This window comes from Bradyrhizobium sp. USDA 4474 (assembly GCF_054057515.1).
Genome location: NZ_JBSRZJ010000002.1, coordinates 2,156,860 through 2,180,503 on the forward strand (window position 1 = coordinate 2,156,860; position 23,644 = coordinate 2,180,503).

20 protein-coding genes are annotated in these 23,644 nt (G+C 64.7%); 10 read left to right on the forward strand and 10 right to left on the reverse strand.

Going from position 1 to position 23,644, the window contains the following annotated elements; translation table 11 throughout:
- Window positions 1–85: 85 nt before the first annotated feature.
- From ACVW16_RS11945 to ACVW16_RS11960, 4 genes are all read left to right on the forward strand, one after another.
- Window positions 86–6,520, forward strand: coding sequence for an amino acid adenylation domain-containing protein (locus ACVW16_RS11945; RefSeq protein ID WP_456737407.1), 6,435 nt, complete (start codon window positions 86–88; stop codon window positions 6,518–6,520).
- Window positions 6,521–6,655: 135 nt separating this feature from the next.
- Window positions 6,656–6,823 carry a hypothetical protein gene (locus tag ACVW16_RS11950; protein WP_456699418.1) on the forward strand — a complete coding sequence of 56 codons (168 nt, stop codon included), beginning with the start codon at window positions 6,656–6,658 and terminating at the stop codon, window positions 6,821–6,823.
- Window positions 6,824–7,048: 225 nt separating this feature from the next.
- Window positions 7,049–7,777, forward strand: coding sequence for a 4'-phosphopantetheinyl transferase family protein (locus ACVW16_RS11955; protein WP_456737406.1), 729 nt, complete (start codon window positions 7,049–7,051; stop codon window positions 7,775–7,777).
- On the forward strand, window positions 7,774–8,754 hold the full coding sequence (locus ACVW16_RS11960) for an LLM class flavin-dependent oxidoreductase (RefSeq protein WP_456738290.1): 981 nt from the start codon (window positions 7,774–7,776) through the stop codon (window positions 8,752–8,754). The genes ACVW16_RS11955 and ACVW16_RS11960 overlap by 4 nt, the downstream gene beginning before the upstream one ends.
- A 119-nt stretch (window positions 8,755–8,873) precedes the next feature.
- On the opposite strand, the gene ACVW16_RS11965 is transcribed toward ACVW16_RS11960, so the two are convergent.
- The 3 genes from ACVW16_RS11965 to ACVW16_RS11975 form a co-directional block, all read right to left on the reverse strand.
- The gene (locus ACVW16_RS11965; protein WP_456737405.1) at window positions 8,874–9,899 is read right to left on the reverse strand and encodes a histone deacetylase family protein; all 1,026 of its coding nucleotides are present in this window, start codon (window positions 9,897–9,899) and stop codon (window positions 8,874–8,876) included.
- 128 nt (window positions 9,900–10,027) lie between these two features.
- Entirely contained in the window at window positions 10,028–10,969 is a 942-nt protein-coding gene (locus tag ACVW16_RS11970) for an SMP-30/gluconolactonase/LRE family protein (protein WP_456737404.1), read from the reverse strand.
- A complete protein-coding gene (locus ACVW16_RS11975; protein ID WP_456738815.1) occupies window positions 10,926–13,001 on the reverse strand; it encodes a PQQ-dependent sugar dehydrogenase in 2,076 nt (691 codons plus the stop codon). The genes ACVW16_RS11970 and ACVW16_RS11975 overlap by 44 nt, the downstream gene beginning before the upstream one ends.
- A 208-nt stretch (window positions 13,002–13,209) precedes the next feature.
- On the opposite strand from ACVW16_RS11975, the gene ACVW16_RS11980 reads away from it, so the two are divergent.
- The 4 genes from ACVW16_RS11980 (at window position 13,210) to ACVW16_RS11995 (ending at window position 15,757) form a co-directional block, all read left to right on the forward strand.
- Window positions 13,210–13,443 carry a DUF6894 family protein gene (locus ACVW16_RS11980; protein WP_456699423.1) on the forward strand — a complete coding sequence of 78 codons (234 nt, stop codon included), beginning with the start codon at window positions 13,210–13,212 and terminating at the stop codon, window positions 13,441–13,443.
- A gap of 9 nt (window positions 13,444–13,452) precedes the next feature.
- Window positions 13,453–13,629, forward strand: a complete 177-nt coding sequence (locus tag ACVW16_RS11985; RefSeq protein ID WP_456699424.1) for a hypothetical protein — start codon at window positions 13,453–13,455, stop codon at window positions 13,627–13,629.
- 232 nt (window positions 13,630–13,861) lie between these two features.
- Entirely contained in the window at window positions 13,862–15,451 is a 1,590-nt protein-coding gene (locus ACVW16_RS11990) for a gamma-glutamyltransferase family protein (protein WP_456737402.1), read from the forward strand.
- Window positions 15,452–15,538: 87 nt separating this feature from the next.
- The gene (locus ACVW16_RS11995; protein ID WP_456699426.1) at window positions 15,539–15,757 is read left to right on the forward strand and encodes a hypothetical protein; all 219 of its coding nucleotides are present in this window, start codon (window positions 15,539–15,541) and stop codon (window positions 15,755–15,757) included.
- 53 nt (window positions 15,758–15,810) lie between these two features.
- On the opposite strand, the gene ACVW16_RS12000 is transcribed toward ACVW16_RS11995, so the two are convergent.
- Genes ACVW16_RS12000 through ACVW16_RS12020 form a run of 5 tightly spaced genes read right to left on the reverse strand, consistent with a single transcriptional unit; the run spans window position 15,811 to window position 19,538 of the window.
- Complete coding sequence (locus ACVW16_RS12000; protein ID WP_456737401.1) at window positions 15,811–17,094, reverse strand: NAD(P)/FAD-dependent oxidoreductase; 1,284 nt, start codon at window positions 17,092–17,094, stop codon at window positions 15,811–15,813.
- A gap of 12 nt (window positions 17,095–17,106) precedes the next feature.
- Complete coding sequence (locus ACVW16_RS12005) at window positions 17,107–17,838, reverse strand: amino acid ABC transporter ATP-binding protein (RefSeq protein WP_456737400.1); 732 nt, start codon at window positions 17,836–17,838, stop codon at window positions 17,107–17,109.
- A complete protein-coding gene (locus ACVW16_RS12010; protein ID WP_456699429.1) occupies window positions 17,835–18,488 on the reverse strand; it encodes an amino acid ABC transporter permease in 654 nt (217 codons plus the stop codon). The genes ACVW16_RS12005 and ACVW16_RS12010 overlap by 4 nt, the downstream gene beginning before the upstream one ends.
- Window positions 18,489–18,518: 30 nt before the next feature.
- Window positions 18,519–19,277, reverse strand: a complete 759-nt coding sequence (locus ACVW16_RS12015) for an ABC transporter substrate-binding protein (RefSeq protein WP_456699430.1) — start codon at window positions 19,275–19,277, stop codon at window positions 18,519–18,521.
- A gap of 48 nt (window positions 19,278–19,325) precedes the next feature.
- A complete protein-coding gene (locus tag ACVW16_RS12020) occupies window positions 19,326–19,538 on the reverse strand; it encodes a hypothetical protein (RefSeq protein WP_456738338.1) in 213 nt (70 codons plus the stop codon).
- Between ACVW16_RS12020 and ACVW16_RS12025 the strand changes: the two genes are divergently transcribed.
- Entirely contained in the window at window positions 19,456–20,103 is a 648-nt protein-coding gene (locus tag ACVW16_RS12025) for a helix-turn-helix domain-containing protein (RefSeq protein WP_456737399.1), read from the forward strand. The two genes, ACVW16_RS12020 and ACVW16_RS12025, sit on opposite strands and share 83 nt — an antisense overlap.
- A gap of 169 nt (window positions 20,104–20,272) precedes the next feature.
- Here ACVW16_RS12025 and ACVW16_RS12030 read toward each other — a convergent pair whose 3' ends face one another.
- Window positions 20,273–21,538, reverse strand: coding sequence for a D-amino acid dehydrogenase (locus tag ACVW16_RS12030; protein ID WP_456802356.1), 1,266 nt, complete (start codon window positions 21,536–21,538; stop codon window positions 20,273–20,275).
- 70 nt (window positions 21,539–21,608) lie between these two features.
- Complete coding sequence (locus ACVW16_RS12035) at window positions 21,609–22,937, reverse strand: aminotransferase class III-fold pyridoxal phosphate-dependent enzyme (protein WP_456699433.1); 1,329 nt, start codon at window positions 22,935–22,937, stop codon at window positions 21,609–21,611.
- A 149-nt stretch (window positions 22,938–23,086) separates the two neighbouring features.
- Here ACVW16_RS12035 and ACVW16_RS12040 point away from each other — a divergent pair, with 149 nt between their 5' ends.
- The gene (locus tag ACVW16_RS12040; protein WP_092233681.1) at window positions 23,087–23,635 is read left to right on the forward strand and encodes a cupin domain-containing protein; all 549 of its coding nucleotides are present in this window, start codon (window positions 23,087–23,089) and stop codon (window positions 23,633–23,635) included.
- The last annotated feature ends 9 nt before the right edge of the window (window positions 23,636–23,644 follow it).

Genomic DNA, 23,644 nt, shown 5'->3' on the forward strand with positions numbered 1-23,644 from the left:
CACAGATTTTGGGCCCTAAACTTCACCTCAGACTGGACGCGTTCCCTAACTCCGGGGAAGAATAGCCCAATCGGATCAAAAGGGAATGGCATTGTCGGGAATTGCATCCGGCGCAGCAGACGGAGCGGACGGCGCGAGCGCCGAAACCGAGATCCTTGCCGATCTCGGCCGCGGTCTCGCCTTCCATGCGCGAACGATACGCGAGGCGCCTGCTCTGCTCGCGCCCGGCCGGCCGCCGCTGACTTACGGCGCGCTCGGCACTGGGATCGCGCACCTCGTCCAAACGCTGCGCGGGCTCGGCATTGCGCCTGCCGACCGGATTGCCGTCGCGCTCCCGCGCGGGGCTGACAGCGCACTGGCCTTGATTGCCGTCGCATCGGCCTGCGCTTGCGTCCCCATCAACCCGGACCTGACGGCCGACGAGCTGCAGCGGTATTTCAGCGAGCTGAAGCTGACGGCGCTCGTCACGCGGGCCGGCATGAACTCGGCGAGTCGCGACGTTGCCAGGGCACTCAATATCGCAGTGATCGACTTCGTGCCGGGACCGGAGACGGATCTCGGGGACTGCGAATTCATCGGCCCGACGATCGGTCCGGCCTGCACCAGCGGCGCGGCATGTGCCGACGATGATGCGTTCATCCTGCTGACGTCGGGCACGGCGGCACGGCCGAAAATGGTGCCGCTGACACACCGCAATGTGTGCCTGTCCGCACAGAATGCCGGTCGCGTATTGTCGCTCGCCCGGCACGATCGCCTGCTCAACGTCTTGCCGCTGTTTCACGCTCACGGCCTGATCTCCGGCCTGCTGACAGCGCTGGCCGCGGGCTCCAGCGTGATCGTGACCGGCGGTTTCGATGCACCGTCCTTCTTCAGCTGGATGCGGGACCTGCAGCCAACCTGGTACACGGCGGTACCGGCCATTCATCGCGCGCTGCTGACGGCCGCCGAAGCGAACCCGAACCGCGCCCGGTCATCCTCGTTGCGCGTGATCCGCTCGGCCTCGTCCTCGCTGGCGCCGACCATTCTCAATGGGCTGGAGGCGACGTTCGGCGTGCCCGTCCTGGAAACCTATGGCATGACGGAAGCGGCCTCGCAGATTGCCGCCAATCCGTTCGAGCTGCGCAAGATCGGCTCGGTCGGCCGCGCCGCAGGTCCTGAGATCGTGATCATGGATGATGCAGGCCGCACGCTTGCACACGGCGAGCGTGGCGAGATCATGCTGCGCGGACCGAATATGAGCCGCGGTTATTATAATGACGAGGCGGCGACGCAGGCCGCTTTCCGCAATGGCTGGTTCCGGACCGGTGATCTCGGCTATCTCGATGCCGACGGCTATCTCTTCATCGTCGGCCGCATCAAGGATGTCATCAACCGCGGTGGCCAGAAAGTCTCTCCGCTGGAGGTTGAGGAGGTGCTGCTCGCCCATCCGGCGGTGCTGGAAGCCGGCGTCTTCGCTATTCCCCACGCGAAGCTCGGCGAGAACGTCGCCGCAGTCGTGGTGCTACGATCCAATTCCGAGGCGACGTCCGACCAATTACGGCAATTCGCGCGCAAACGCCTCGCCGCCTACAAGGTGCCGAGCCTGATCCGCAGCGTGGCCGCGCTGCCGAAGGGCGCCAGCGGCAAGGTCAAGCGCAACGCGCTGGCCGAGCTGATTTCAGCGTCGGATGACGACGAGACGCAACTTCCGCGCGGCGAACTGGAGACCCAGCTCGCGGAAATCTGGGCCGGCCTGCTCGAGCTCCCGCAGGTCGGCGTTGATCAGGATGTCTTTGCGCTCGGCGCGGATTCGCTCGCGGTCACGCAGATGCGCTCGCGGCTGCGCGAGCACTTCGATGTCGACTTCTCCTTCGAGGACATTTTTGACTGTGCTACGGTTGGCGCGCTTGCGGCCCGGCTCGAAAACACCGCGCATCGCGATCCCTCGCTGCCGGCATGGCGTCAGGCGGCTTCCGAGGCAGATGCGCCGCTGTCGTTCCAGCAGCAGCGGATGTATGTGCTCTCGCGGCTCGACCGGACGCGGTACAATTACAACGTGGTCGAGGTCGCGCTGCTCAGGGGCGAAGTCGCCATTGCCGCGCTTCAGGCGAGCCTCGCGTCGATCTGCGAGCGCCACGAGGCGCTGCGCTCGGTCTTCGTCGAACGCGAGGGCGAGCCTGTGCAGCACGTGCTTCAGGCGCCGCCGCAATTTGAGCGGATCAAGTTGAGACCATGCCCTTCGGACCGGCGGCCTGCGGTCGTCAGGCGCGAAGCGCTCCGGCTCGCGCAACATGAGTTTGATCTCGCCCGCGAGCCGCCGCTGAAGGTCGCGCTGCTCTCGTTCGACAAGTCCAGCCATGCGCTCGTCGTCAATGTGCATCACCTCGTCACCGATGGCTGGTCGCAGCGGTTGTTCTGGGAGGCGCTTGCCGCCGGATATTCCGCCGCACGCAAGGGAAGCGCTGCGGGGCTGCCTTCGCCCGGCTTTCAGTATCGCGATTTCGCCCTCTGGCAGCAGAGATGGGCGCAGACACCGGCGGCGAAAGAGCAGCTCGAGTACTGGCGGACCCAGCTCGACGGCGTCACCACGCTGCCGCTGCGGACGGACCGGCCAAGGCCTGAACTCTGGAGCGGGCACGGAGCCCGTCATTATTTCGAGTTCACCAAGACCCTTTCGGCCGACATACGCGCGCTGAGCCAGGACCAGGGCGTGACGCCTTTCATGGCGCTGCTCGCGGTGTTCCAGTGTCTGCTGTTCCGCCACACCGGCCATGAGGATGTCGCGACCGGGTCGCTGATTGCGAACCGCAACCAGATCGAGAGCGAGCGCCTGATCGGGCTGTTTGCGAACACGCTGATTCTGCGCAACGATTTCCGCGGCGATCCGACCTTCGGCGAATTGCTGCGGCGGGTGCGGCAGGTCACTCTCGACGCCTACCGCAACCAGGACCTTCCAATCGAGGAGGTCCTGCGCACGTTGCAGGTCGCGCGAAGGAGCGACGGCAATCCGCTGTTCCGGATCATGTTCATCCTCCAGAACGCGTCGATCGAGGCCGCGCGCTTCCCCGGCCTGACGACGCGGCGGCTGGAAATCGACCCGGAAGTCGCACGCTTCGACATCACGCTCGAGCTGGTCGAAGCTGAGGGCCGCTTCACCGGTTTCTTCGAATACGCCACCGATCTGTTCGATGCAGGTACGATCGAAGGCATGGCAGATCAGTTCAAGACCTTGCTCAAGGCGGCTATCGCCAATCCCGAGCAGCGGATCACGCGCCTGCCTCTGCTCACCGACGCCGAACGCCGGCGACTGCCTGCGAAAGGCCGTTCGGCTAATTTTGCGACGCGCGGCAATCTCTGCGAACGTTTCGACCAGCAGGCGAACAAGACGCCGAATGCCATTGCTGTGTCCGATGGAGTGTCGTCCCTGAGCTATCGCGAGCTGGTGCGCCGGAGCCAGGCGATCGCGCATTGGCTGACGCGCGAGGGAGTCGGCACCGAGAGCGTGGTCGCCCTGCTCGCGGAGCGTGGGCCGAACCTGCTCGCCGCGATGATCGGCGTGCAGCGCGCAGGCGCGGCGTTCCTGAACCTCGATCCCGAGCAGCCGCCGGCGAGGCTCGCAATCATCCTCGGATCGAGCTGCGCAAAGGTGCTGCTGACCGGACGCGCACAATCCGCCATCGCCGGCGCGCTGCTCGAGCCGCTGGTCGAGCGCATCCAGGTCGCCGAGCTGGAGGACGCAATCGCGCTCAACCCGATCAAGCCGACCCGCACGACGCGACGGACAAGCACGGGCCTTGCCTATCTGATTTACACGTCCGGCTCTTCCGGTACGCCGAAGGGCGTCATGATCGAGCAGCGCGGGCTGACCAATCATCTGGCGTCGCTGATTGCCGAGCTTGGCCTCACGCCCAAGGACGTCATCGCGCAGACCGCGCCGCAGAGTTTCGTGATCTCGGTCTGGCAGTTCCTCGCCGGTCCCATGACCGGCGCGCGCGTCCATGTCTGCGGCAACGCAGTCGTGCAAGACCCGATGCTGCTCGCGCGCGAGATCGAACGCGAGGGCATCACGGTGCTCGAGATCGTCCCTTCGCTGCTCCGCGTCGTCCTCGAACGCCTCGACGAGGCGCCGATGCTGCGCGCTTTCGCGAACCTCCGGCTGCTGATCTCGACAGGCGAGCCGCTGCCGGTCGATGTCTGCCGCGCCTGGTTCGCCCGCTGCCCGAAAGTGCCGCTGATCAATGCCTATGGTGCTTCGGAGTGTTCCGACGACGTCTCCCTGCACCGGCTGACCCGGGCGCCGGACGCGGCGACCACCAATGTCCCGATCGGCGCCCCCCTCCCCAACATGCAGCTCTACGTACTTGATCAGAACCTCGAGCCGCAGCCGATCGGGGTGGTCGGAGAGCTCTGCATCGGCGGTGCCGGCGTTGGCCGCGGCTATATCAACGATCCCGCGCAGAGCCGGCAGCGCTTCATCCCCGATCCGTTCGCGCGCGAGAAAGGCAGCCGGATGTACCGCACCGGGGACCTGGCCCGCCGCCGCGCCGACGGGACGATCGAATGCCTCGGCCGTGCCGACCTCCAGGTCAAGGTCCGCGGCTATCGCATCGAGCTCAAGGAGATCGAGGCAGCACTCGCCGACCACGCAAGCGTGCGCGCCGGCATCGTCGAGCCGCGGCGTGACGCCGATGGCGATGTCAGGCTGATCGCCCACGTCGTCGCCAGATCCGGCAGCCAGGCCAGCGCCAACGAGCTGCGCGACTTCCTCAAAAGCCGGTTGCCAAGTCATGCGATCCCCTCGGCGTTCCTGTTCCTGGACCACGTTCCGCTCAATGCCCACGGCAAGCTCGATCGCTCCGCGCTGCTGGCACCCGTGCAACACGAGGCCGCAGGTGCGGAAGCCGCCGTGCCGGCCCGCCGCTTCACCGAAAAGGTGCTGTCCGATATTTGGATCGACCTGCTGAAGGTCGAGAGCATCGGTATCACCGACAATTTCTTCGACCTCGGCGGCCATTCGTTGCTGGCGGGCCAGGCGATGGCGCGCGTCGCCCGCGCACTCGGGGTCTCGCTGCCGATCAAGACCATCTTCGAGGCACCCACGATCGAGGAACTCGCGCGGCTGGTCGACGAGGCCGTGGCCATGAAACCGCACAAGCCCGCGGCGGACGTCCCGCGCCTCGCTGAAAGCGGCCCCCCCAAGCCGTCGATTGCGCAGGACCATATGATGCGGATCGAGCAGAACCTGCCCGGTCTGCCGCTGTTCAATCTGCCCTTCGCATTCCGCCTCGAGGGCCCGATCGATCCGCGCAGGCTGGCGCAGGCCATCGACGACATCGTGCGCCGACACGAATCGCTGCGGACGGCGTTCGGCTGGAATGGCGGCGAGCCGGTCAGCCGCGTCGTCGCGCCCGCTACGCTCGGGCCGGTCCTGACCGTCGAGACCATCGGCGATGGGCGACCGCATGACAATAAGCGGCGCAAGGCACTCGAGCTCAGGAAGCTCGAGCTCCTGATGACGCAGGAGACCTATACTCCGATCGACACGGCGCGAGCGCCGCTCCTGCGCGCACGGCTGCTGCGCCTTCACTCCGAGGATCACATCCTGCTGCTGACGCTGCACCATGCCATCGCCGATGGCTGGTCGGTCGGCGTGCTGTTCGACGAATTGTCGAACTGCTATGCTACGCTCGCGGGGCATCGGTCGGAACCTCCGCCAAGGACGCCGCCTGCGTTCTCCGACGTCGCCCGCTGGCAGCGCTGGTGGTGCGGCACCGAGGCGGCGCGCCGGCAGGCCGCGCACTGGACCGAAAATCTGCGCGGCGCAGCTCCCCTATTCGACGGCGCAGCGCATCCGGGCGCATCGACGGGCCATCATCCGCTCAGCATGGAGCGTGAACTTGTCGCCGGGCTCACAGCCTATGCGCGCCAGCACAACGCCACACTCTTCATGTCTCTGCTCACCGGCCTGAAGGTCCTGCTGCTGGCGCGGACTGGACGCACGGACATTTCAGTCGCCACAGCCATGGCCAACCGCGCCCAGCCGGACACCGAGCGGATCATCGGCCCATTCGAGAACACCGTGATCGTCCGCAGCCGAATTACCCCGGATCTGTCGTTCACGCAGGCCCTGGCGCGGGTGCGTCAAAGCGTGCTCGACGCGCATGCGCGCCAGGAGCTGCCGTTCAACATCCTGGCCGACCATCTGGAGCAGCAAGGCATCGATCCGGCTTCGCTGCTCCAGGTCTATTTCACGCTGCAAAATCCGCTACGCCAGCCGCTCGACCTGCCTGCCGTCACGGTGCGATCGATTGGAAACGTGGCGCGCGAGGGCCAACCGGTGCTTCCAGTCGACCCGACCTGGTTATCCCTGATGCTCAAGGAGCGCCGGACCGGGATCACAGGCACGTGCAATTACAAGCGCGATTTGCTCGACGGCGGCAGGGTCGGCACGTGGATGGAGGATCTCGTCGCGCTGCTGGCGTCCGCCATTGCCCGACCCAATACGCCGCTCGACCGGCTGCTCCCGCGCAGAGCGGCATGAGCTGCGGTAAGGGCAGACGAATAAGGGGTCACTCGCCAGAGCTGTGAATGAGCAAGTTGCATCTTGATTATTTGGCGCCAGCGCGCAAGATTATTCTCGCGTTTCGTTTGGACTGATTTCAACCGGGGAAGTGTTATGGGTTTCATCAAATTTACCAAGGGCACCTCGCTGAGCGACAAGGACCGCAAGGCCCTGCAAAAACTTCTCACCGACGAGAAGAAGAAGCTCCAGTCCGCTCTGAAGGAAGTCGACGCCAGCCTTTCGGTGCTGGGCGGCGGCAAAAAGGCCAAGAAGAAGAAGTAAGGTTCGTCGGCTGGGACGCCGCACGAATTTCGGATTTCCTTTCCAGATTGGGCCGCTCGCTTGTCGAGTTGGGTCTTCCTTAAGCTTGCGCCTGCAGACCGGCAAGCATCGACAAGAATTTGCCCGGGTGGACCGCTAGAAGCGGTCTGCTCGGTCGGTTCTGGCCGGTTGATTATTCAGTCAGGGTCGGATCTGGACTCCGCCCGGCGCTGTGGGGCCGTTTGGATGGCAGACGACGGAATTGAACTGTTTGTCGGATTGATCGAGAGCATCGACACGGCGGACGCTGTCGAGGCGTTTCGGCAGCTGCTCTCGGCCGACGAGCGGGCACGCGCCGGCCGCTTCAAGTTCGAGCGGCATCAACGGCAATATATCTTCGCGCACGCGATGTTGCGCCTCGCGCTCTCGCGCGCAGCACCTGAGGTTGCGCCCAGCGACTGGTCGTTCTCGACCGGCCGCTACGGGCGGCCCTTTGTCGCGGCACCCGCGGCCGCGACAGCACTGCATTTCAGCCTGTCCCATACCGACGGTTGCGTCGCCTGCGTCGTGTCGAAGCATGAGACCGTCGGTGTCGACGTCGAGACCGTGGCGCGGCGTGGCGCGCCGCTGTCGACAGCGCTGCGATTTTTCGCCACGCAGGAGGTCGAGGCACTGCGTGGCCTACCCGAGCCCGCCGCAACCGAACGCTTCTTCGACTATTGGACGCTGAAGGAATCCTATCTGAAGGCCAGGGGTTTCGGGCTCAATCTGCCGCTCGATTCGTTCGCGATGCAGATCTCACAGGAGTCAATCGGGATCAGCTTCAAGCCCGATATCGCGGACGATCCCACGGGCTGGCGCTTCTCGCTGTGCTCGCCGTCGCCTTCGCATCGCCTCGCGATCGCCGACGGCTCGCGCGCCGCGGGTGGCCTTCGCATCACCCGCAACGCCTGGCCGCTCCAGGACGCGGCCTGATGCCGGCGCGGCTGCGGGTCTTTCCAGCGATTTCGCGCAACCGCGATCCCAATGACTATGTCGGCGAGCTGATGCGCGTGGCAGGGTTCGCCGATCGCAATGGCTTCGAAGGCATTTTGCTGTTCGAAGGTAATGACGTCTTCGTCGAGCCGTGGGCCATGGCCCAGCACGTCATTGCGGCGACGACGCGATCTTCGCCGCTGATTGCCGTCAATCCGGTCTATATGCACCCGTTCACGGCGGCGAAATTCGTGTCGTCCTTTGCGCAGCTCTACGGCCGCAAGATCTATCTCAACATGATCACCGGCACCGCGCTCAGCGATCTGCAGGGGCTCGGTGACGAACAATCGCATGCCGACCGCTATGTCAGGCTCGGCGAATTCATTGGGCTGGCGCGCCAACTGCTCATGAGCCCACGCCCGGTCAATGTCGACGGCCGGTTCTATCGCGCCAGGAATCTGCAATTGCGACCGCGCCCGCCGGCGGAGTTGATGCCGGAATTCCTGATCGCGGGGCAATCGGACGCGGCGCAGCGCGTCTCAGAGGAGACAGGTTGCATCAAGATGCAGATGCTGCCGCCCGATCTCGACCGCGGCCTCAAGGCATCAGGAATGAATTTCGGCATCTTCGCGCGCGAGAGCGGCGTGGAGGCACGACGGGCCGCCAAGGCCCGCTTCCGCGACAACCCTGACGATCGCGAGCTTCTTGCGCTGACGGTGGAGAACTCGGATTCCGTCTGGAAGCGACGGCTCTATGAGGGGCAGAGCGGCGAGCTTGCCGACAATGGCTATTGGCTGCTGCCCTATCTCACCTTCCAGGCCGACTGCCCTTATCTCGTCGGCAGCTATGCCGAGATCGGCGCGAAGCTGAAGGAGTTTGCCGCGAAGGGCCTGACCACTGTCATGCTCGACATGATCGCTGACGAGACCGAGATGCAGCACGTCTGCAAGGCGCTGAGGGCGAGCGGGTTGTTTTAGATTTTGATCACACTGCATCCACATCGCCATTGCGAGCGCAGTGATACAATCCAGAGTTCGTCCGCGGAAAGATTCTGGATTGCTTCGCTGCGCTCGCAATGACGGAGAATGAGGCTACTTCACCGCGCCTCTTCGAAACCCGCCAGCACCGAACTCAGGTTTGCACCCAAAATGTCCGAGAGATAGCCGCCCTCCTGCACGAACACGGTCGGCAGGCCCAGCTTCGCGATGGCCTGGCCGATGCGGCGGAAGCCCGGCGTGGTGACGGCGAGGCCTTTCAGCGGATCGTGCTCGGACGCATCGAGCCCGAGCGCGATCACGAGCGCGCCGGGCGCAAAGGACTCGATCGCCCTGCGCGCGACGTCCATCGCCTTGAGGTAGCCGTCATCGCCGGTGCCGATCGCCAGAGGGATATTGAGATTGGCGCCGAGGCCAGGGCCCTCGCCGCGCTCATGCGCGTAGCCCCATACGTAGGGATAATAGGCGATCGGATCGGCGTGGATCGAGATCGTATAGACATCAGGCCGCGCGTAGAAGATGCCCTGCGTGCCGTTGCCGTGATGGACGTCAACGTCGAGGATCACGATGCGCTCGTGCTTGAGCCGCAGATGCGCCGCGGCGATCGCGCTGTTGTTGAGAAAGCAGAAGCCGCCGGCCATGTCGCGATAGGCGTGATGGCCGGGCGGACGGCAGAGCGCATAGGTCGCGTCCTCACCGTCCATCACCATCTGCGCCGCCGTCACCGCAACGTCGGTCGCGGCGCAAGCCGCCGCCCAAGTGCCGGGACCGATCGGCGCCGCGGTATCAGCAGTGTGCCAGCCGAGCTTGCCGACGATGTGCGTCGGATACGTCGCGGCATGGCGCACGGGATGGACGTTGCCGATCATCTCGGGACCGGAATCGCCGAGCGCCGTCCAGGCGTCCCAGGCTTCACTCAGGAACGACAAATATTCCGGGCTGTGAATGCGGGCACGCGGGCCCTGGCCGAACGTGGTCGGCTCGACCAGTTGATGCTTGCTGTCCTTCAAACCCTTGAGCAGGCGATCGGCGCGCTCGGGCTGCTCGGTGGTGCGCTTGACGACACCGCGAACCAGAAAGAATTGCGGATCGTGGCCACGATGCAGTTCGGTATGGACGGCTTTCACTCAACACTCCCGTAGTCACGTTTGACGATGCCACGGATGTCTTGGTCCCTGTCGCCCACGGATGCAAGCGAGAAGAATGCCGCCTCAGGGCCGCGGCTCTGCGTCGAGAGCAGAGCGCTGTGACGTCCCTAACAGCGGCCGCGCTGGAGACAGTGCTCGCGGCCTTGCTGGTCCGTGCGGAAGGATTCGATGAAGCCGCCCTGACGCTGGGTGACGAAGACGGTCTTGCCATCACTGCCGCCGAAGGCCAGGTTGGTCGGCTCCTTCCCGTTCAGCGCGATCTCATGCTCGACCGCCCCGTTGGGCTTCATCAACGCGATCGTACCCTTGAGAATGCGCGCGACGTAGAGGCGGCCGGCGACGTCGGTGCGAAGGCCGTCGATGGTATCGGGCTGAAACGCCTTGACCAGCTTTGCGTCGGTGAGGTCGTTGCCGCGGATGGTGTAGGACCAGACCTGGCCATTGCTGGATTCGCCGACATAGAGCGTCTTGCCGTCAGGGCTGAGATCGATGCCGTTGGTCGTGCCCATCGCGCGCGGCGCCGTCATGATTTGTCCCTGCACCGCGCCATCTGCAGTCTTCGCGAGGCGCCAGATGTGGCCTTCGCGGCCCTTCCAATTCGGATCGCTCGCATAGATCGTGCCATCGCGGGCAATGGTGATGTCGTTGGGCTGGTTCATCTCGTCGGAATGAAACCAGACAACCGGCTCGGTCGCGCCCTTGGGGATCGCAAAGATGTTGTGCTTCTTGTAGTCGGCGATGAACATCGTGCCGTTGCGATCGAAGCGGATGGCATTGCCGATGCTGCCTTCGGGGAGTGCCGTGAAGGCTTCCGACGCCGCGCCGCCCGCGGGCAATCTGCCGATGGTGCCGGGCTTGCCGAAATTGACGACGAAGAGGTTGCCGTCGAGATCGACGGCGGGCCCTTCGATACCGTGTGTATATTCGTCGGCGGGTGTCACCTGCACGCTTTCGAACAGCTTCGTCTCGGCAGCGAAGAGCGGCGTCACGACAACGAGCAGAACGCTACTGCACAGGCCCCAGAAATTCCTGCCGGATGTAATAGCCATCGTCGTCGCTGCACTCGCCGTTCAGGTAAGGGTCGGCCGGCCGGAAGAAACGGCTGAAGCCCGGTTTGTCTACAGCGTTCCTTTGTGTCACGACGACGACCCTGGCAGCCGGTATTTCGCCGCATTCCTTGTTGGTCTTGCCAAAGAACCTGCGCTGCGGCAGGCCGAGCTTGATGCGCATCGGCGTGCCCGGAAGCATCTTGGCCACGAGCAGATCAACGGTGGTGAGCAAAGCCGCGTAACCGGGCTCAGTCGTCGCCAGGCCCTCGCCGCCCGGGGGCATCAGCTTTTCCGCACCGATGCCGCGCAGCCGTGTGCGCAGCTTGCCGGAGGTGGGATCGCCCGGATAGATCCATCCGTCCTGCGACAGCATGAACCGGAGCACGGTCGCGTCCTTGTCGGCGTCCGACTGTCCTGCCTTCAGGCCGAAATCGGAATGGCAGCCGACGCAGTGCTTCTCGACGAGGTTCTTGCGCAGCGTGGTGAGCCGGATCCTGTTCTGTGCGTCCTTGGCGACGAAGCCAGCGAGCTGGTCGATCAGCGTCTGGCTGCGGGTGTCGCAGGGCAGCGGCGGCGGGGGATCGCCCGCGGCACGATCGATGCGGATGATGGTCTGGTTCTTGTCCTCGACCAGCCAGATCGCGCCATCCTCCGCGACCGTCATGCCGACCGGCGCGCCCTGCGGCCGCGCACCGTTGACGCGGTGCCAGCCGGCGATCAGCTCATCGAACGGTGCGGCGGCGACATCACCGGCGTCGGTCTGAAAGCTGTGGGTCGGGTCGGCCGCACAACTGACGTGATAGCGCACCGGCGCCGGAGCCAGCTTCGGAAACCCGTGATCGTCGACGTCGTAGATCAGCACACGGCTGCCGGTCGGGCGGTAACCGTGCAGGGTGATCAGCAACTTGCCCTCCAGCTCCGGAAATTTCGTGCCGTGATAATACAGCATCGCAAGCGGCGCGCCGTGCGGCGGCAGGAGCGAGAACGGCGCCTTGTAGAGCGCATTTCCGATGCAAAGCGATTTGTAGACGCCGGATAGCAGCACCGGTTTGAACTCAGGGCTCGGCGTCGACAAGTCGTAGCAATAAGGCCAGCCATAATGTTTGCCCGGCTCGATGGCGTTGATCTCCTCGTTCGGCTTGAAGATATCGGGCAGGTCCCGGCCGTTCTCGCCCTGCAGGAAGGCGTAGCCGGCATCGGGAAAGCTGGGGTGCAGCGCCAGCGCCATGGAATTGCGCAGGCCTCGCGCGTAAATCGTATGGGGCGGATCGGGATCGTTCGCCTTCAGGGCCGCAAAGACGCCGCCCGACGGCGGCGTGAACAGCCAGATGGCCGCCATGGCGGAAGGGCCTTCCGCCGGCGCACAGGGTTTCGTGATCGGCGCCGGCGTGATGCAATCGTCGCTGTGGGCGCCGACATTGACGAACAGCCGTCCGTTGCGATCGAACACGAATTGCTTGAGCGGATGCGCGCTTTCCTCGATCCTGGTGCCGTCGGGGAGCGTGATGCGGCGACCGGGCATGTGGCGGATGATGGTCTCGACCGTGCTGCGCGGATTGTCCGCCAGCGGGTCGAAACGAAAGATCGTCTCGTCAGTCGAGGCATAGAGCTTCTTGTCCGGCCCGATCACGAGGCCGAATGGATATTCCACCCCGGTCAGGAGCTCCTTGAGCCGCTGGCCGCCCGCGGCATGGGGATCGAGCAGCAACAGCCGTCCATCGTTGCGGCCCCAGCCACCCATGTCGGCGACCACGAACAGATCACGGCCGGGCACCTGGATGATCGACCGCGGAAACTTGAGATGCTCCTCCTCGCTGGCAACGAGGCCAGCGCAAAAGCCCGCCTTCATGTCGATCTGTACCCTGGGAAAGGCGAGATCGCCGCTGCCGCAGGTCTCTCTCCCCACCGCATAACCGCTTTTCCTGACCGGTTCGGATGCGGCCGGCGAGGCAAAACCGAGAAGGATCGCCACGACGGCAGCGACACCCACGCACAAGCTTCGGCGTCCATCCTGGAATGTGAGCTGATTCACAGCGGCCTCCCCGACCTTCGGCCGAGGGTTGTTCCATGCTGCACCGGCGCCGTCCAGTTGAACTTCACTCGCCTGTGATCAAACCCGCTGGGCTCGTGGTGCCGACCAATCTCCGTAGATTCCCTTACCGGGATCGGGCCCGAATATTTTTCGCGTTATGCGGGTGGTATCGATATGCCATCCAAATCGCTTTCCGGAGGAGGCGTGTATGGTTCAGATGTATTTTCACTGCTCCAATACCGAAGGCACGCTGATCGATCACTACGGCGCGGCAGTTGCCAACCTCGCCGAGGCGCGCGACCGCGCAGCCCAGATCATGCGCTCGATGATCGAGACGCCCGGCGCCGAAGACTGGCGTGACTGGGTGATCCATATCAGCGACGACGACGGCGAGGAGATCTTCGATCTTCCCTTCACGGCGATGCTCGGCAAGCCGCATTGAGGTGATGCCATGCTGTTCGCTTCACTGACCCTGCTCCGCCAGCCCATCACCTTCGTCGCCGGCAAATTGCAGAAGCTGGTGCGAATCGCGGGCAATCCCTACCGTCCCGAGCTGCACTATATGCGCGGCCCGGGCCCGAAATGGCGCGCCAAATATCAGGCCAGCCGGCTGAAACGCGGGCTCTGAACGGGCCCGCTTCCTCTTCTCCATCTTCAGTCATCTCGACGACGGGGAGCGCGACGAGCAGGTCTGACGTCGTCGCGTTCAGGCTTGGCGGCTCGTCGAGCGTCAAGATCCCGACGGTGCCATCGCGCGCCTGTTTCACACCTGCCATGTCGCGTCTCGCTTTGGATGTTCTCCTTGATGGCAATATGCCATTCTTCGCGCGCCCGAAGCCAAAGCAAGCACAAGCGACATCATGCCTCATCAGTTCAGCTTGAACCAAACCGTCCGCAAACCCGCCGTCGCCTCCAAGGGCGGCATTGTCGCCTCGCAATCGCGGCGGGCGGCCGAGGTGGGCGCGCAGGTGCTCGCTGCGGGCGGCGATTGCGTCGATGCGATCGTCGCGACCACTTTTGCGCTGAACGTGCTCGAGCCCTGGAACAGCGGCATCGGCGGCGGTGGCGCGATGGTGCTCTACCGCGCCAAGGAAAATCGTCATGAGGTGATCGACTACGGCATGTGCGCGCCGCAGAGCCTGCGCGTATCGGACTATCCGCTCAGCGGCGAAGGCGCAGCTTCGGACCTGTTTCCCTGGTCGCGGGTGACGGACGACCGCAACATTCACGGGCCCGGCGCGATTGCCGTGCCGGGCGTTGTCGCCGGGATGGAGGAGGCCCATCGCCGCTACGCCAGAATGTCGTGGAAGGATCTGCTCGCACCATCGGTCGGCCTCGCCGGCGAAGGCCTGTTGGTCGATTGGTGGACCGCGCTGACGATCACGGCCTCGGCGGCCGATCTCCGGCGCTATCCCGCCAGCGCGGCTGCATTTTTGAAGGACGGCCTGCCGCCGAGCCCGCCATGGGGGATCAAGTCCGAGGTGCGGCTGCCACAGGACAGGCTCAAGGCGACGCTGTCGCACCTTGCCGAAGCCGGTCCGCGTGATTTCTATGAGGGCGATCTCGCCAAAAGCATCGCATCCGACATCAGGTCCGACGGCGGCTCGCTGTCGGTCGAGGATCTCGCCGCGTTTCGCGCGCATCTGCGCGAGCCGCTGGCGATCCCCTATCGCGGCGGAAGGGTCTACGCGACGCCGGAACTTACGGCCGGACCGACCATGGCGCATGCACTGCGCCTGCTGCAGCAGAGCCTGGAGCCGGCGAGCGAACCCGATGCAGCCGCCTATGTCGAATATGCCCTCGCCCTGCAGGCGGCCTTCCGCGAGCGGCTCAAGGACATGGGCGATGCCGACGGCAAGCGTTCGCTCGGCGCCGAATATCTCGCCCCCGCCTGCACCACGCACTTCTCGGTCGTCGACCGTCACGGCAACATCGCGGCGGTGACGCAGACGCTGCTGTCGTCGTTCGGCTCGAAATATGTGACGCCGCACAGCGGCATTGCCATGAACAACGGCATCATGTGGTTCGATCCGACGCCCGGCACCACCAATTCGCTCGCGCCAGGCAAGCGCTGCCTCTGCAACTACACGCCCGTCATCGCCGAGACGAGGGATGGCAAGCGGCTCGCGGTCGGCGCCTCCGGCGGACGCCGCATCCTGCCCTCCGTGATGCAGCTCGTATCGTTTGCGATGGATTTCGGCATGGATCTCGATGCCGCCATCCACCAGCCGCGCATCGACGCCAGCGAGGGCGCGGTCGTGATCGGCGATAGCAGACTGCCAGCGGAGATACGTAAAACCCTGGCCGCTCGCTTCGATTATGAAGAGAGCCAGGTGCAGGCCTTGCCGCAGAAATTCGCCTGCCCGAGCGTGGTGATGCGCGATGGCGACGTCAATTCCGGCGGGGTCGAGATCTTCCAGCCCTGGGCCGACGCCGTGGCGGAGGCCTGAGCGTCACGACTCTTCCATGTTTGCACGCGAGATCACGATCGATGTCCATCGAACGGACAGATGCGTGCCTAGGGGGAGATAATCAGGATGAAGAAGCTCGCGCTCGCCGCAGCATTGATCATTGCGGCCGGCTTCACGATGCCCGGCGCGGCATTCGCCAGGGGCGGTCATGGCCACGGACACGGTCATGACCACGGGATGGGCCATCATCACCACGGCACGCCGCCCGGATGGTGGGATGGCCGCAAGGTCGGCTGGCGCGGCCACGGCTGCCCGCCCGGACTGTGGAAGCAGGGCCGCTGCTGACATTCGTCCGGTGAATCATCCAAGGCGCCGCTCCCTGGTGGAGCGGCGCCTTTTCAAATGCCGAGCCGGTCGCGTACCCGGCCTGCGATCACGGCGGTGGTCACGCCGACCGGCCAGAATGCGTGCATCGGGATCGGCTTGATGCCGGTGATGGGCATGTCGATCTCGGCCTTGGGACCGCCGATCAGACGGCGCGCGAGCTGCGCGCCCATGGCGGTCGAGAGCGCAACGCCGCGGCCGTTGCAGCCGAGCGAGATCAGGATGTTTTCCGCGGGCTCGTGCACATGCGGATAATGATCCGCGGTGATCGCAAGCCGGCTGTTCCAGCCATGAGTCCAGGCGACGCCCTTGAGCTGCGGCCAGAGCCGCTCGGCGTAACGTATGAGATAGGCGACATCATCGGGCGCCGTGATCCAGCGCATCGGGCCGCGGCCGCCCATCAACAACCGGTTCTGCTGATCGAGGCGGTAATAGACCGTGATGTGGCCGCTCTCATAGAGCACGGGCCGCGTCGGCATGATCGCGCGCGCGACCTCTTCCGTCAGCGGCGCAGTGGCGGCGATCGAGGAAAACACCGGCACGATGGTGCGGCGGAGCGCGGGCCAGAGATCGTCGGTGAAGCCATTGGTCGCGAGCAGCACCTTCTCGGCATGCACCACCGCGCGCGGCGTCGCGATACGCCAACGGCTGCCGTCGCGGCGCAGCGATAGCGCCGGCGTCCCACCATGTACCTTCGCGCCGGCGGAGAGCGCGGCGCGCGCAAGGCCGCGGGCGTAGCTGAGCGGATGCAGGTCGCCCCCGCGTGTATCGAGCATGGCGCCGATGTAGCGATCCGTACCGGTGATCTCGCGCGACTGCTCGCGGTTCAGATACGTCACCGGCATGCCGCGGCGGATGCATTGCTGCGCCGTCTTCTCGATCGCAGCGGCGCTGGCCTCGTTGTAGGCCGCGCGCAACGTGCCGTTCTGCCGCGCCTCGCAGGGGATCTGGTAACGGCGGATCAGATCATGCGTGAAATTGGTGGCACCGTAGGAGAACGCGATCATGCGGCGGCCGAGCTCGGTGCCGAAATCCGCTTCGATCTTGTCAGGGTCATGCTTCAGGCCGGGGTTGGTGTGCCCGCCATTGTTACCGGACGCGCCCCAGCCCGGCTCCTGCGCCTCCAGCACCAGCGCCTCGACGCCCTGCTCCGCCAGATGCAACCCCGTGGAGAGACCAGTGTAGCCGCCGCCGACGATCGCGACGGAAACGCGTTTGTCCATGTCGAGCGGCGGCGTGGCCACCGGCGCGACGGCGGTATCGGCATAGAGTGAGGGTGGCAGAGGCAGACGCGTCATGGCGAGAACCGGTCAAAGCGGATGCAGCACGCGGCGCAAAAAGTCCTGCGTACGCGGATGCTGGGGTTGATTGAGCAACGCCTTGGCCGGCCCCTGCTCGACGATGACGCCACCGTCGATGAACAACACGCGATCGGCAACGTCGCGGGCAAAGCCCATCTCGTGGGTGACGACGACCATGGTCATGCCCTCGTCGGCGAGCTTGCGCATGACGCCAAGGACGTCGCCGACAAGCTCGGGATCAAGCGCCGAGGTCGGCTCGTCGAACAGGATTGCCTTCGGCTGCATGGCTAGCGCCCGCGCAATCGCGACGCGCTGCTGCTGGCCCCCGGACAGCTGCGGCGGGTGCACATCGGCCTTCTCGGCCAGCCCGACGCGAGCAAGCAGCGCGCGACCACGCTCGTACGCCCGGGCCCGCGGCTCTTTCTTCACGAACAGCGGCCCCTCGACGACGTTTTCGAGCGCGGTACGATGCGGGAACAGATTGAAGCGCTGGAACACCATCGAGACCTGCGTGCGGATATCGACAATCGTCGGCGCATCGCGGTCCACTTTCAAACCTTCGATGCTGATCTCACCGCGGTCGTAGCTTTCGAGCCCGTTGATGCAGCGCAGGATGGTGGACTTGCCCGAGCCTGACGGTCCGATGATGCAAACCACCTCACCCTTCTGCACGGAGGCTGTGATGCCCTTGAGCACCTCCACCTGGCCAAAGCTCTTGTGGACGTCGCTGAGCTCGATCATTTCTTGCCGGCTCGCTTCTCGAAATGACGCACCAGCAGGATCAGCGGGATGCTCATGGTGAGATACATCAAGGCTACGAGCGTGAACACGTTGGTGTTCTTGAAGGTCGACGACGCGATCAGCTTGCCTTGCAGGGCGAGCTCGGCGACCGTGATGGTCGAGGCCTGCGACGAATCCTTCAGCATCATGATCATGACGTTGCCGTAAGGAGGCAGCACGATGCGCACCGCCTGCGGCAGCACCACGCGGCGCATGGTGAGCCACCAGCCCATGCCGATCGACTGCGCGGCCTCGATCTGGCCCTTGTCGATCGCCTCGATGCCGGCGCGGAAGTTCTCGGCCTGGTAGGCCGAATAGGCGATGCCAAGGCCGAGAATTGCGGCCTGCAAGGCCGATAACGTGACGCCGAGATCTGGCATCACGAAGTAGAGGTAGAACAGCAGTACGATGATCGGAATGCCGCGGATCACGTTGATCATGCTGGCGCTGAGCATCGCCAGCGCCTTGATGCCGGAGACCCGCATCATGGCCCAGATCAGGCCGAGCGCCGTCGATAGCAGCAGCGAGCCGATCGTCACGATGATGGTCAGCGCGACGCCGTTCATCAGGATCGGAAAGAACTCGGCGGCGTCGTGCCAGAAACCTTTCATGGGCAGCCTTCGATGCGCGATCGGCCTCGATCAACCCTGAGCCTTCAGGCCCCATTTATCGAGGATCTTGTCGATGGTGCCATTGGCTTTCAGCTTGGCGAGCGAGGCGTTGATCTTGGCGAGCAGCGCGCTCTCGCCCTTGCGGACGCCGATGCCGACGGAGCCGACCGTGACGGGCTTGTAGCCGTCGACGAGGCGCACCTCGGGGAAGCCGCCCTGCTTCAGATTGTAGGCAAGGATCGGATAGTCGGCATAGCCGGCCTTGAGGCGGCCGGTGTTCACATCGCGCAGGATGTCGGGAATGGTGTCGTAGGCCTTCACCTCGGCGAACAAGCCGGACTTCTTCAGCGCATCGACGAAGGCGGTGCCGACCTGGGCACCCACCGTCTCGCCCTTGAGATCCTCCTGCGTGGCATAGGCCTTGGTGTCGCTCTTCGGCACCACCAGGCCTTCGCCATAGGTGTAGATCGGGTCTGAGAAGTCGACGACCTCCTTGCGCGGCGCCGTGATGAACATCGCGGCGGCGATGATGTCGATCTTGCTCGAGGTCAGCGACGGGATCAGCGCCGAGAACTGCATCGGCTCGATCTGCACGTTGAAGCCGGCGTCCTTGCCGATCTCGGTGACGATATCGACCATGATCCCCTGAATGGAGTTGGTCTTGGTATCGAGGAAGGTGAAGGGAATGCCCGTCGGCGTCGAACCGACCTTCAGCACCTGCTGCGCCGAAGCGGGTGTCACCGCCGCAATCGCGAGCGCCGCAACCGCGGCCAGACCAAAAAGCTTCATCGCGTCCCCCTTTGGGCTTGCCGATGACGGCGCTCGCGCATGTCGTGATCAGAAGTTGCGGGCCAAGCCGTTTCGGCCTATTTTCACCGATATGAAAATTTGGTCACAGTTTCGCAGACGATGCAAGCCATTTTCATGCACATGAAAGATGCGGTTTGACGTGAGCGGTGGCAAGAGAATGCGCAAACCAGCCTCCGCGAGGCCGGCCAGGAAGGCCAGCAACCGCAGGAAGGCGTCCGCGAGGCCGGCGGAGCCCGCCATGGACGTCGCGGTCGGCCGCCGCATCCGCGATCTTCGCCGAGTCAGGCGATTCTCGCTCGAAACGGTGGCAGCGCGCACGGGTCTGTCGATCGGCTTCCTCAGCCAGATCGAGCGCGGGCTGTCGTCGCCATCGTTGCGCGTGCTGGCGACGCTCGCCGATGTGCTCGGCGTCGGCATTGCAGCGCTGTTCGGCGCGAGCCCGAGCGCCGATGGCGCGTCCGATCAGGTGGTGACCCGCGGATTGCAGCGGCCGGAACTGAAACTCTGGCGCACCGGTGTATCCAAGCAATTGCTCAGCCCGGCCAGTGCCGACAACAAGCTCAATCTGTTCCTGGTGCATCTGGAGCCCGGCGGCTCCACGGGCGATGAGCTCTACACCCATGACGGCGAGGAAGCCGGCCTCGTGCTCGAAGGAGAGATGATGTTGACCGTGGATAGCGAGACCTGGTCGCTGAAGAGCGGCGACAGCTTTCGCTTCGTCAGCCGAAGGCCGCACCGGTTTTCCAATCCGGCGCAGGACGCGAAGGCCGTGGTGCTGTGGGTGAATTGTGTGACGGGGCCGTAAGCCTCTCTCCTTCCGCGCAGGAGCGCGCTGCCTCCGCGCCGTCATTACGAGGAGCTCGCGACGAAATTGCGAAGCAATTTTGCGCTGATGCGACGAAGCAATCCGGATTGTCTCCGCGGAGGGATACTGGATTGCTTCGCTGCGCTCGCAATGACGAGCGGATCGAGTCCTACCCAAACCGGTGCTTGTACCGATCCACCGTCAGCGCACTGACGTCCACCTCCGGCTTCTTGCCCGACAGCATGTCGGCGAGCACCCGCCCCGAACCGCAGGACATGGTCCAGCCGAGCGTGCCGTGACCGGTGTTGAGGTAAAGGTTGGCGTATTGCGTTGGGCCAATCACGGGCGGACCGTCCGGCGTCATCGGACGCAGGCCACTCCAGAACGTGGCCTTGGAGAGATCGCCGCCGCGCGGGAACAGGTCGGTCAGGGAATGATCGAGCGTGGCGCGGCGCGCATCATAAAGCCGGGTCGAAAAACCGGAAATTTCGGCGGTGCCGCCGACGCGGATGCGATTGCCCAGACGGGTGATCGCGACCTTGTAGCTTTCGTCCATCACGGTCGATTCCGGTGCACCGGAGGCGTCCTTGATCGGCACGGTGATCGAATAGCCTTTCACCGGAAAGACCGGCAGGGAGATGCCGAGCGGCGCAGCCATGCGTGACGAATAGCTGCCGAGCGCGAGAACATAGCTATCTGCCTGCAGCAGGCCGGCGCTGGTCGCCACGCCGCTGACCCCGGTGCCGTCCGTGACAATGCGGTCGATGCCCGTGTTGAACAGGAAGCGCACGCCGAGCGCCTCGGCATGCTTGGCCAGTGCCTGCGTGAACATATGGCAATCGCCGGTTTCGTCCTGCGGCAGACGAAGCCCGCCGGCGACCTTTTCCTTCACGCTCGCCAATGCCGGCTCGACCGCGATGCAGCCCTCGCGGCTCAGCACTTCGAAGGGCACGCCGTATTGCTTGAGCACGGCGATATCTTCGCCGGTGCCGTCGAGCTGGGCCTGGTAGCGGAACAGCTGCAGCGTGCCCTGCGAACGCTCGTCATATTGAATGCCGATGTCGCGGCGCAAATCGCGCAGGCAATCGCGGCTGTATTCCGCGATCGGGATCATCCGGCTCTTGTTGACGGCATAGCGCGCACTGGTGCAGTTGCGCAGCATCTTGAGCAGCCAGACCCACATCACGGGATCGAGCTTCGGCCGGATCACCAGCGGACCATGCTTCATCAGGAGCCACTTGACCGCTTTCACCGGCACGCCGGGACCAGCCCATGGCGAGGAGTAGCCGGGCGACACTTCGCCGGCATTGGCAAACGAGGTCTCCAGCGCGGGTTCGGGCTGACGGTCGGCGACCGTCACCTCATGACCGGCACGGGCGAGGTAATAGGCAGAGGTGACACCGATGACACCGCTGCCGAGGATCAGAACTTTCACGCTTGGTCAAACTCCCGCGGCATCACGCTCGCCGCTGCAAGATAGAACCCTGCAGCGGCGAGAGCAATTGTCAGGCCACCTTCTTGATGGCGTCGCCAAGAATCGAGACGATCTGGTCGATGTGGCTCTTCTCGACGATGAGCGGAGGCGACATCGCGAAACTGTCGCCGCTCATGCGCAGGTAAAGGCCGGTATTGAAGCAATCGACCATGACGTCATAGCCGCGCGCACCGACGACGCCGTCACGCGGCGCCAGCTCGACCGCGCCCATCAGGCCGCAATTTCTGATATCGACGACGTTGGGCAGGCCCTTCAGCTGATGCAGCGCATCGCGCCAGTATTCGGCCATGGTCGCACCGCGCGTGAGCAGGCCTTCATCCTTGTAGATGTCGAGGGTGGCGATGCCGGCGGCGCAGGCGGTCGGGTGCGCAGAATAGGTGTAGCCGTGGAACAGCTCCATCTGGTTCTCGGGGCCGACCATCATGCCGTCGTGCACCTTGCGGCTCGCGAACACCGCGCCGCAGGGGATGGTGCCGTTCGTGATGCCCTTGGCGGTCGTCATCAGGTCCGGCGTGACACCGAAGAAGTCGGCGGCGAACGGCGTGCCCAGGCGACCGAAGCCCGTGATGACTTCGTCGAAGATCAGGAGGATGCCGTGCTTGTCGCAGATCGCGCGCAGGCGCTGCAGATAGCCCTTCGGCGGCGGCAGCACCGCAGTCGAACCCGGCACCGGCTCGACAATGACGGCGGCGATCGTCTCGGCACCGTGCAGGGCGACCAGACGCTCGAGATCGTCAGCGAGCTCGGCACCGTGATCCGGCTGGTCCTTGGCGAAAGCGTTACGCGAGAGATCATGGGTGTGGCGGAGGTGATCGACGCCGGGCAGCAGGGTCGCGAAGGCGCGACGGTTGGCGACCATGCCGCCGACGGAGGTGCCGCCGAAGCCGACGCCATGATAGCCGCGCTCGCGGCCGATCAGGCGGGTGCGGCTCGACTGGCCTGTGGCACGGTGATAGGCGAGCGCGATCTTCAGCGCGGTATCGACCGACTCCGAGCCGGAGTTGGTGAAGAAGACGCGGTCGAGGCCCTTCGGCGCAATCTCGGCAAGGCGCTCGGCGAAGTCGAAAGCCAGCGGATGACCCATCTGGAACGTCGGCGCGAAGTCCAGCGTCATCAGCTGCCGCTCGACGGCGGCCGCGATCTGCTTGCGGCCGTGGCCGGCATTGACGCACCAGAGGCCGGCGGAGCCGTCGATCACCTTGCGGCCGTCGACCGTGGTGTAGTGCATGCCCTCGGCCGACGAGAACAGGCGCGGCGCCTTCTTGAACTGGCGGTTGGCCGTGAACGGCATCCAGAACGAGTCGGTCTTGATAGTGTTCGGAATCTGATGAAGGGTCACGGGCCACGCTCCTGTGCTGACTGCCTAGCAGAGCCACGGCTTCGATAGGGCAACAAGTCCTTTTCTGGCGGTCTGCAAGCCATTGATTTTACGGGGCCTGCCGGTCCATATTTGCGCGATCCGCAACACCTGCAACAGAGGCCAGAGCCATGAGCGTCGACATCGGTGGACGGCTGCGATTCATCCGGGCGCGCCACAAGCTGTCGCAGCGCGAGCTGGCAAAACGCGCCGGCGTCACCAATTCGACCATCTCGCTGATCGAATCCAACCAGATGAACCCGTCGGTCGGCGCGCTCAAGCGCATCCTCGACGGCATCCCGATGGGGCTCGCCGAGTTCTTCGCGCTGGAGCCGGAGTCGAGGCGCAAGATCTTCTACCGGGCGGAGGAGCTCACAGAGGTCGGCAAGAAGCCGATCTCGTATCGGCAGATCGGCGACAATCTGTTCGGCCGCAGCCTGCAGATGTTGAAAGAGCGCTATGAACCCGGCAGCGACACCGGACGCGTGCACCTCGTCCATGACGGCGAGGAAGGCGGCATCGTGATCTCGGGCAAGCTCGAGGTCACCGTCGAGGACGAACGCCGCATCCTCAATCCGGGTGACGCCTACTATTTCGAGAGCCGCCGCCCGCATCGCTTCCGCTGTGTCGGCGGCAAGCCGTGCGAAGTGATCTCGGCCTGCACTCCACCGACGTTCTGAGGCGGACGC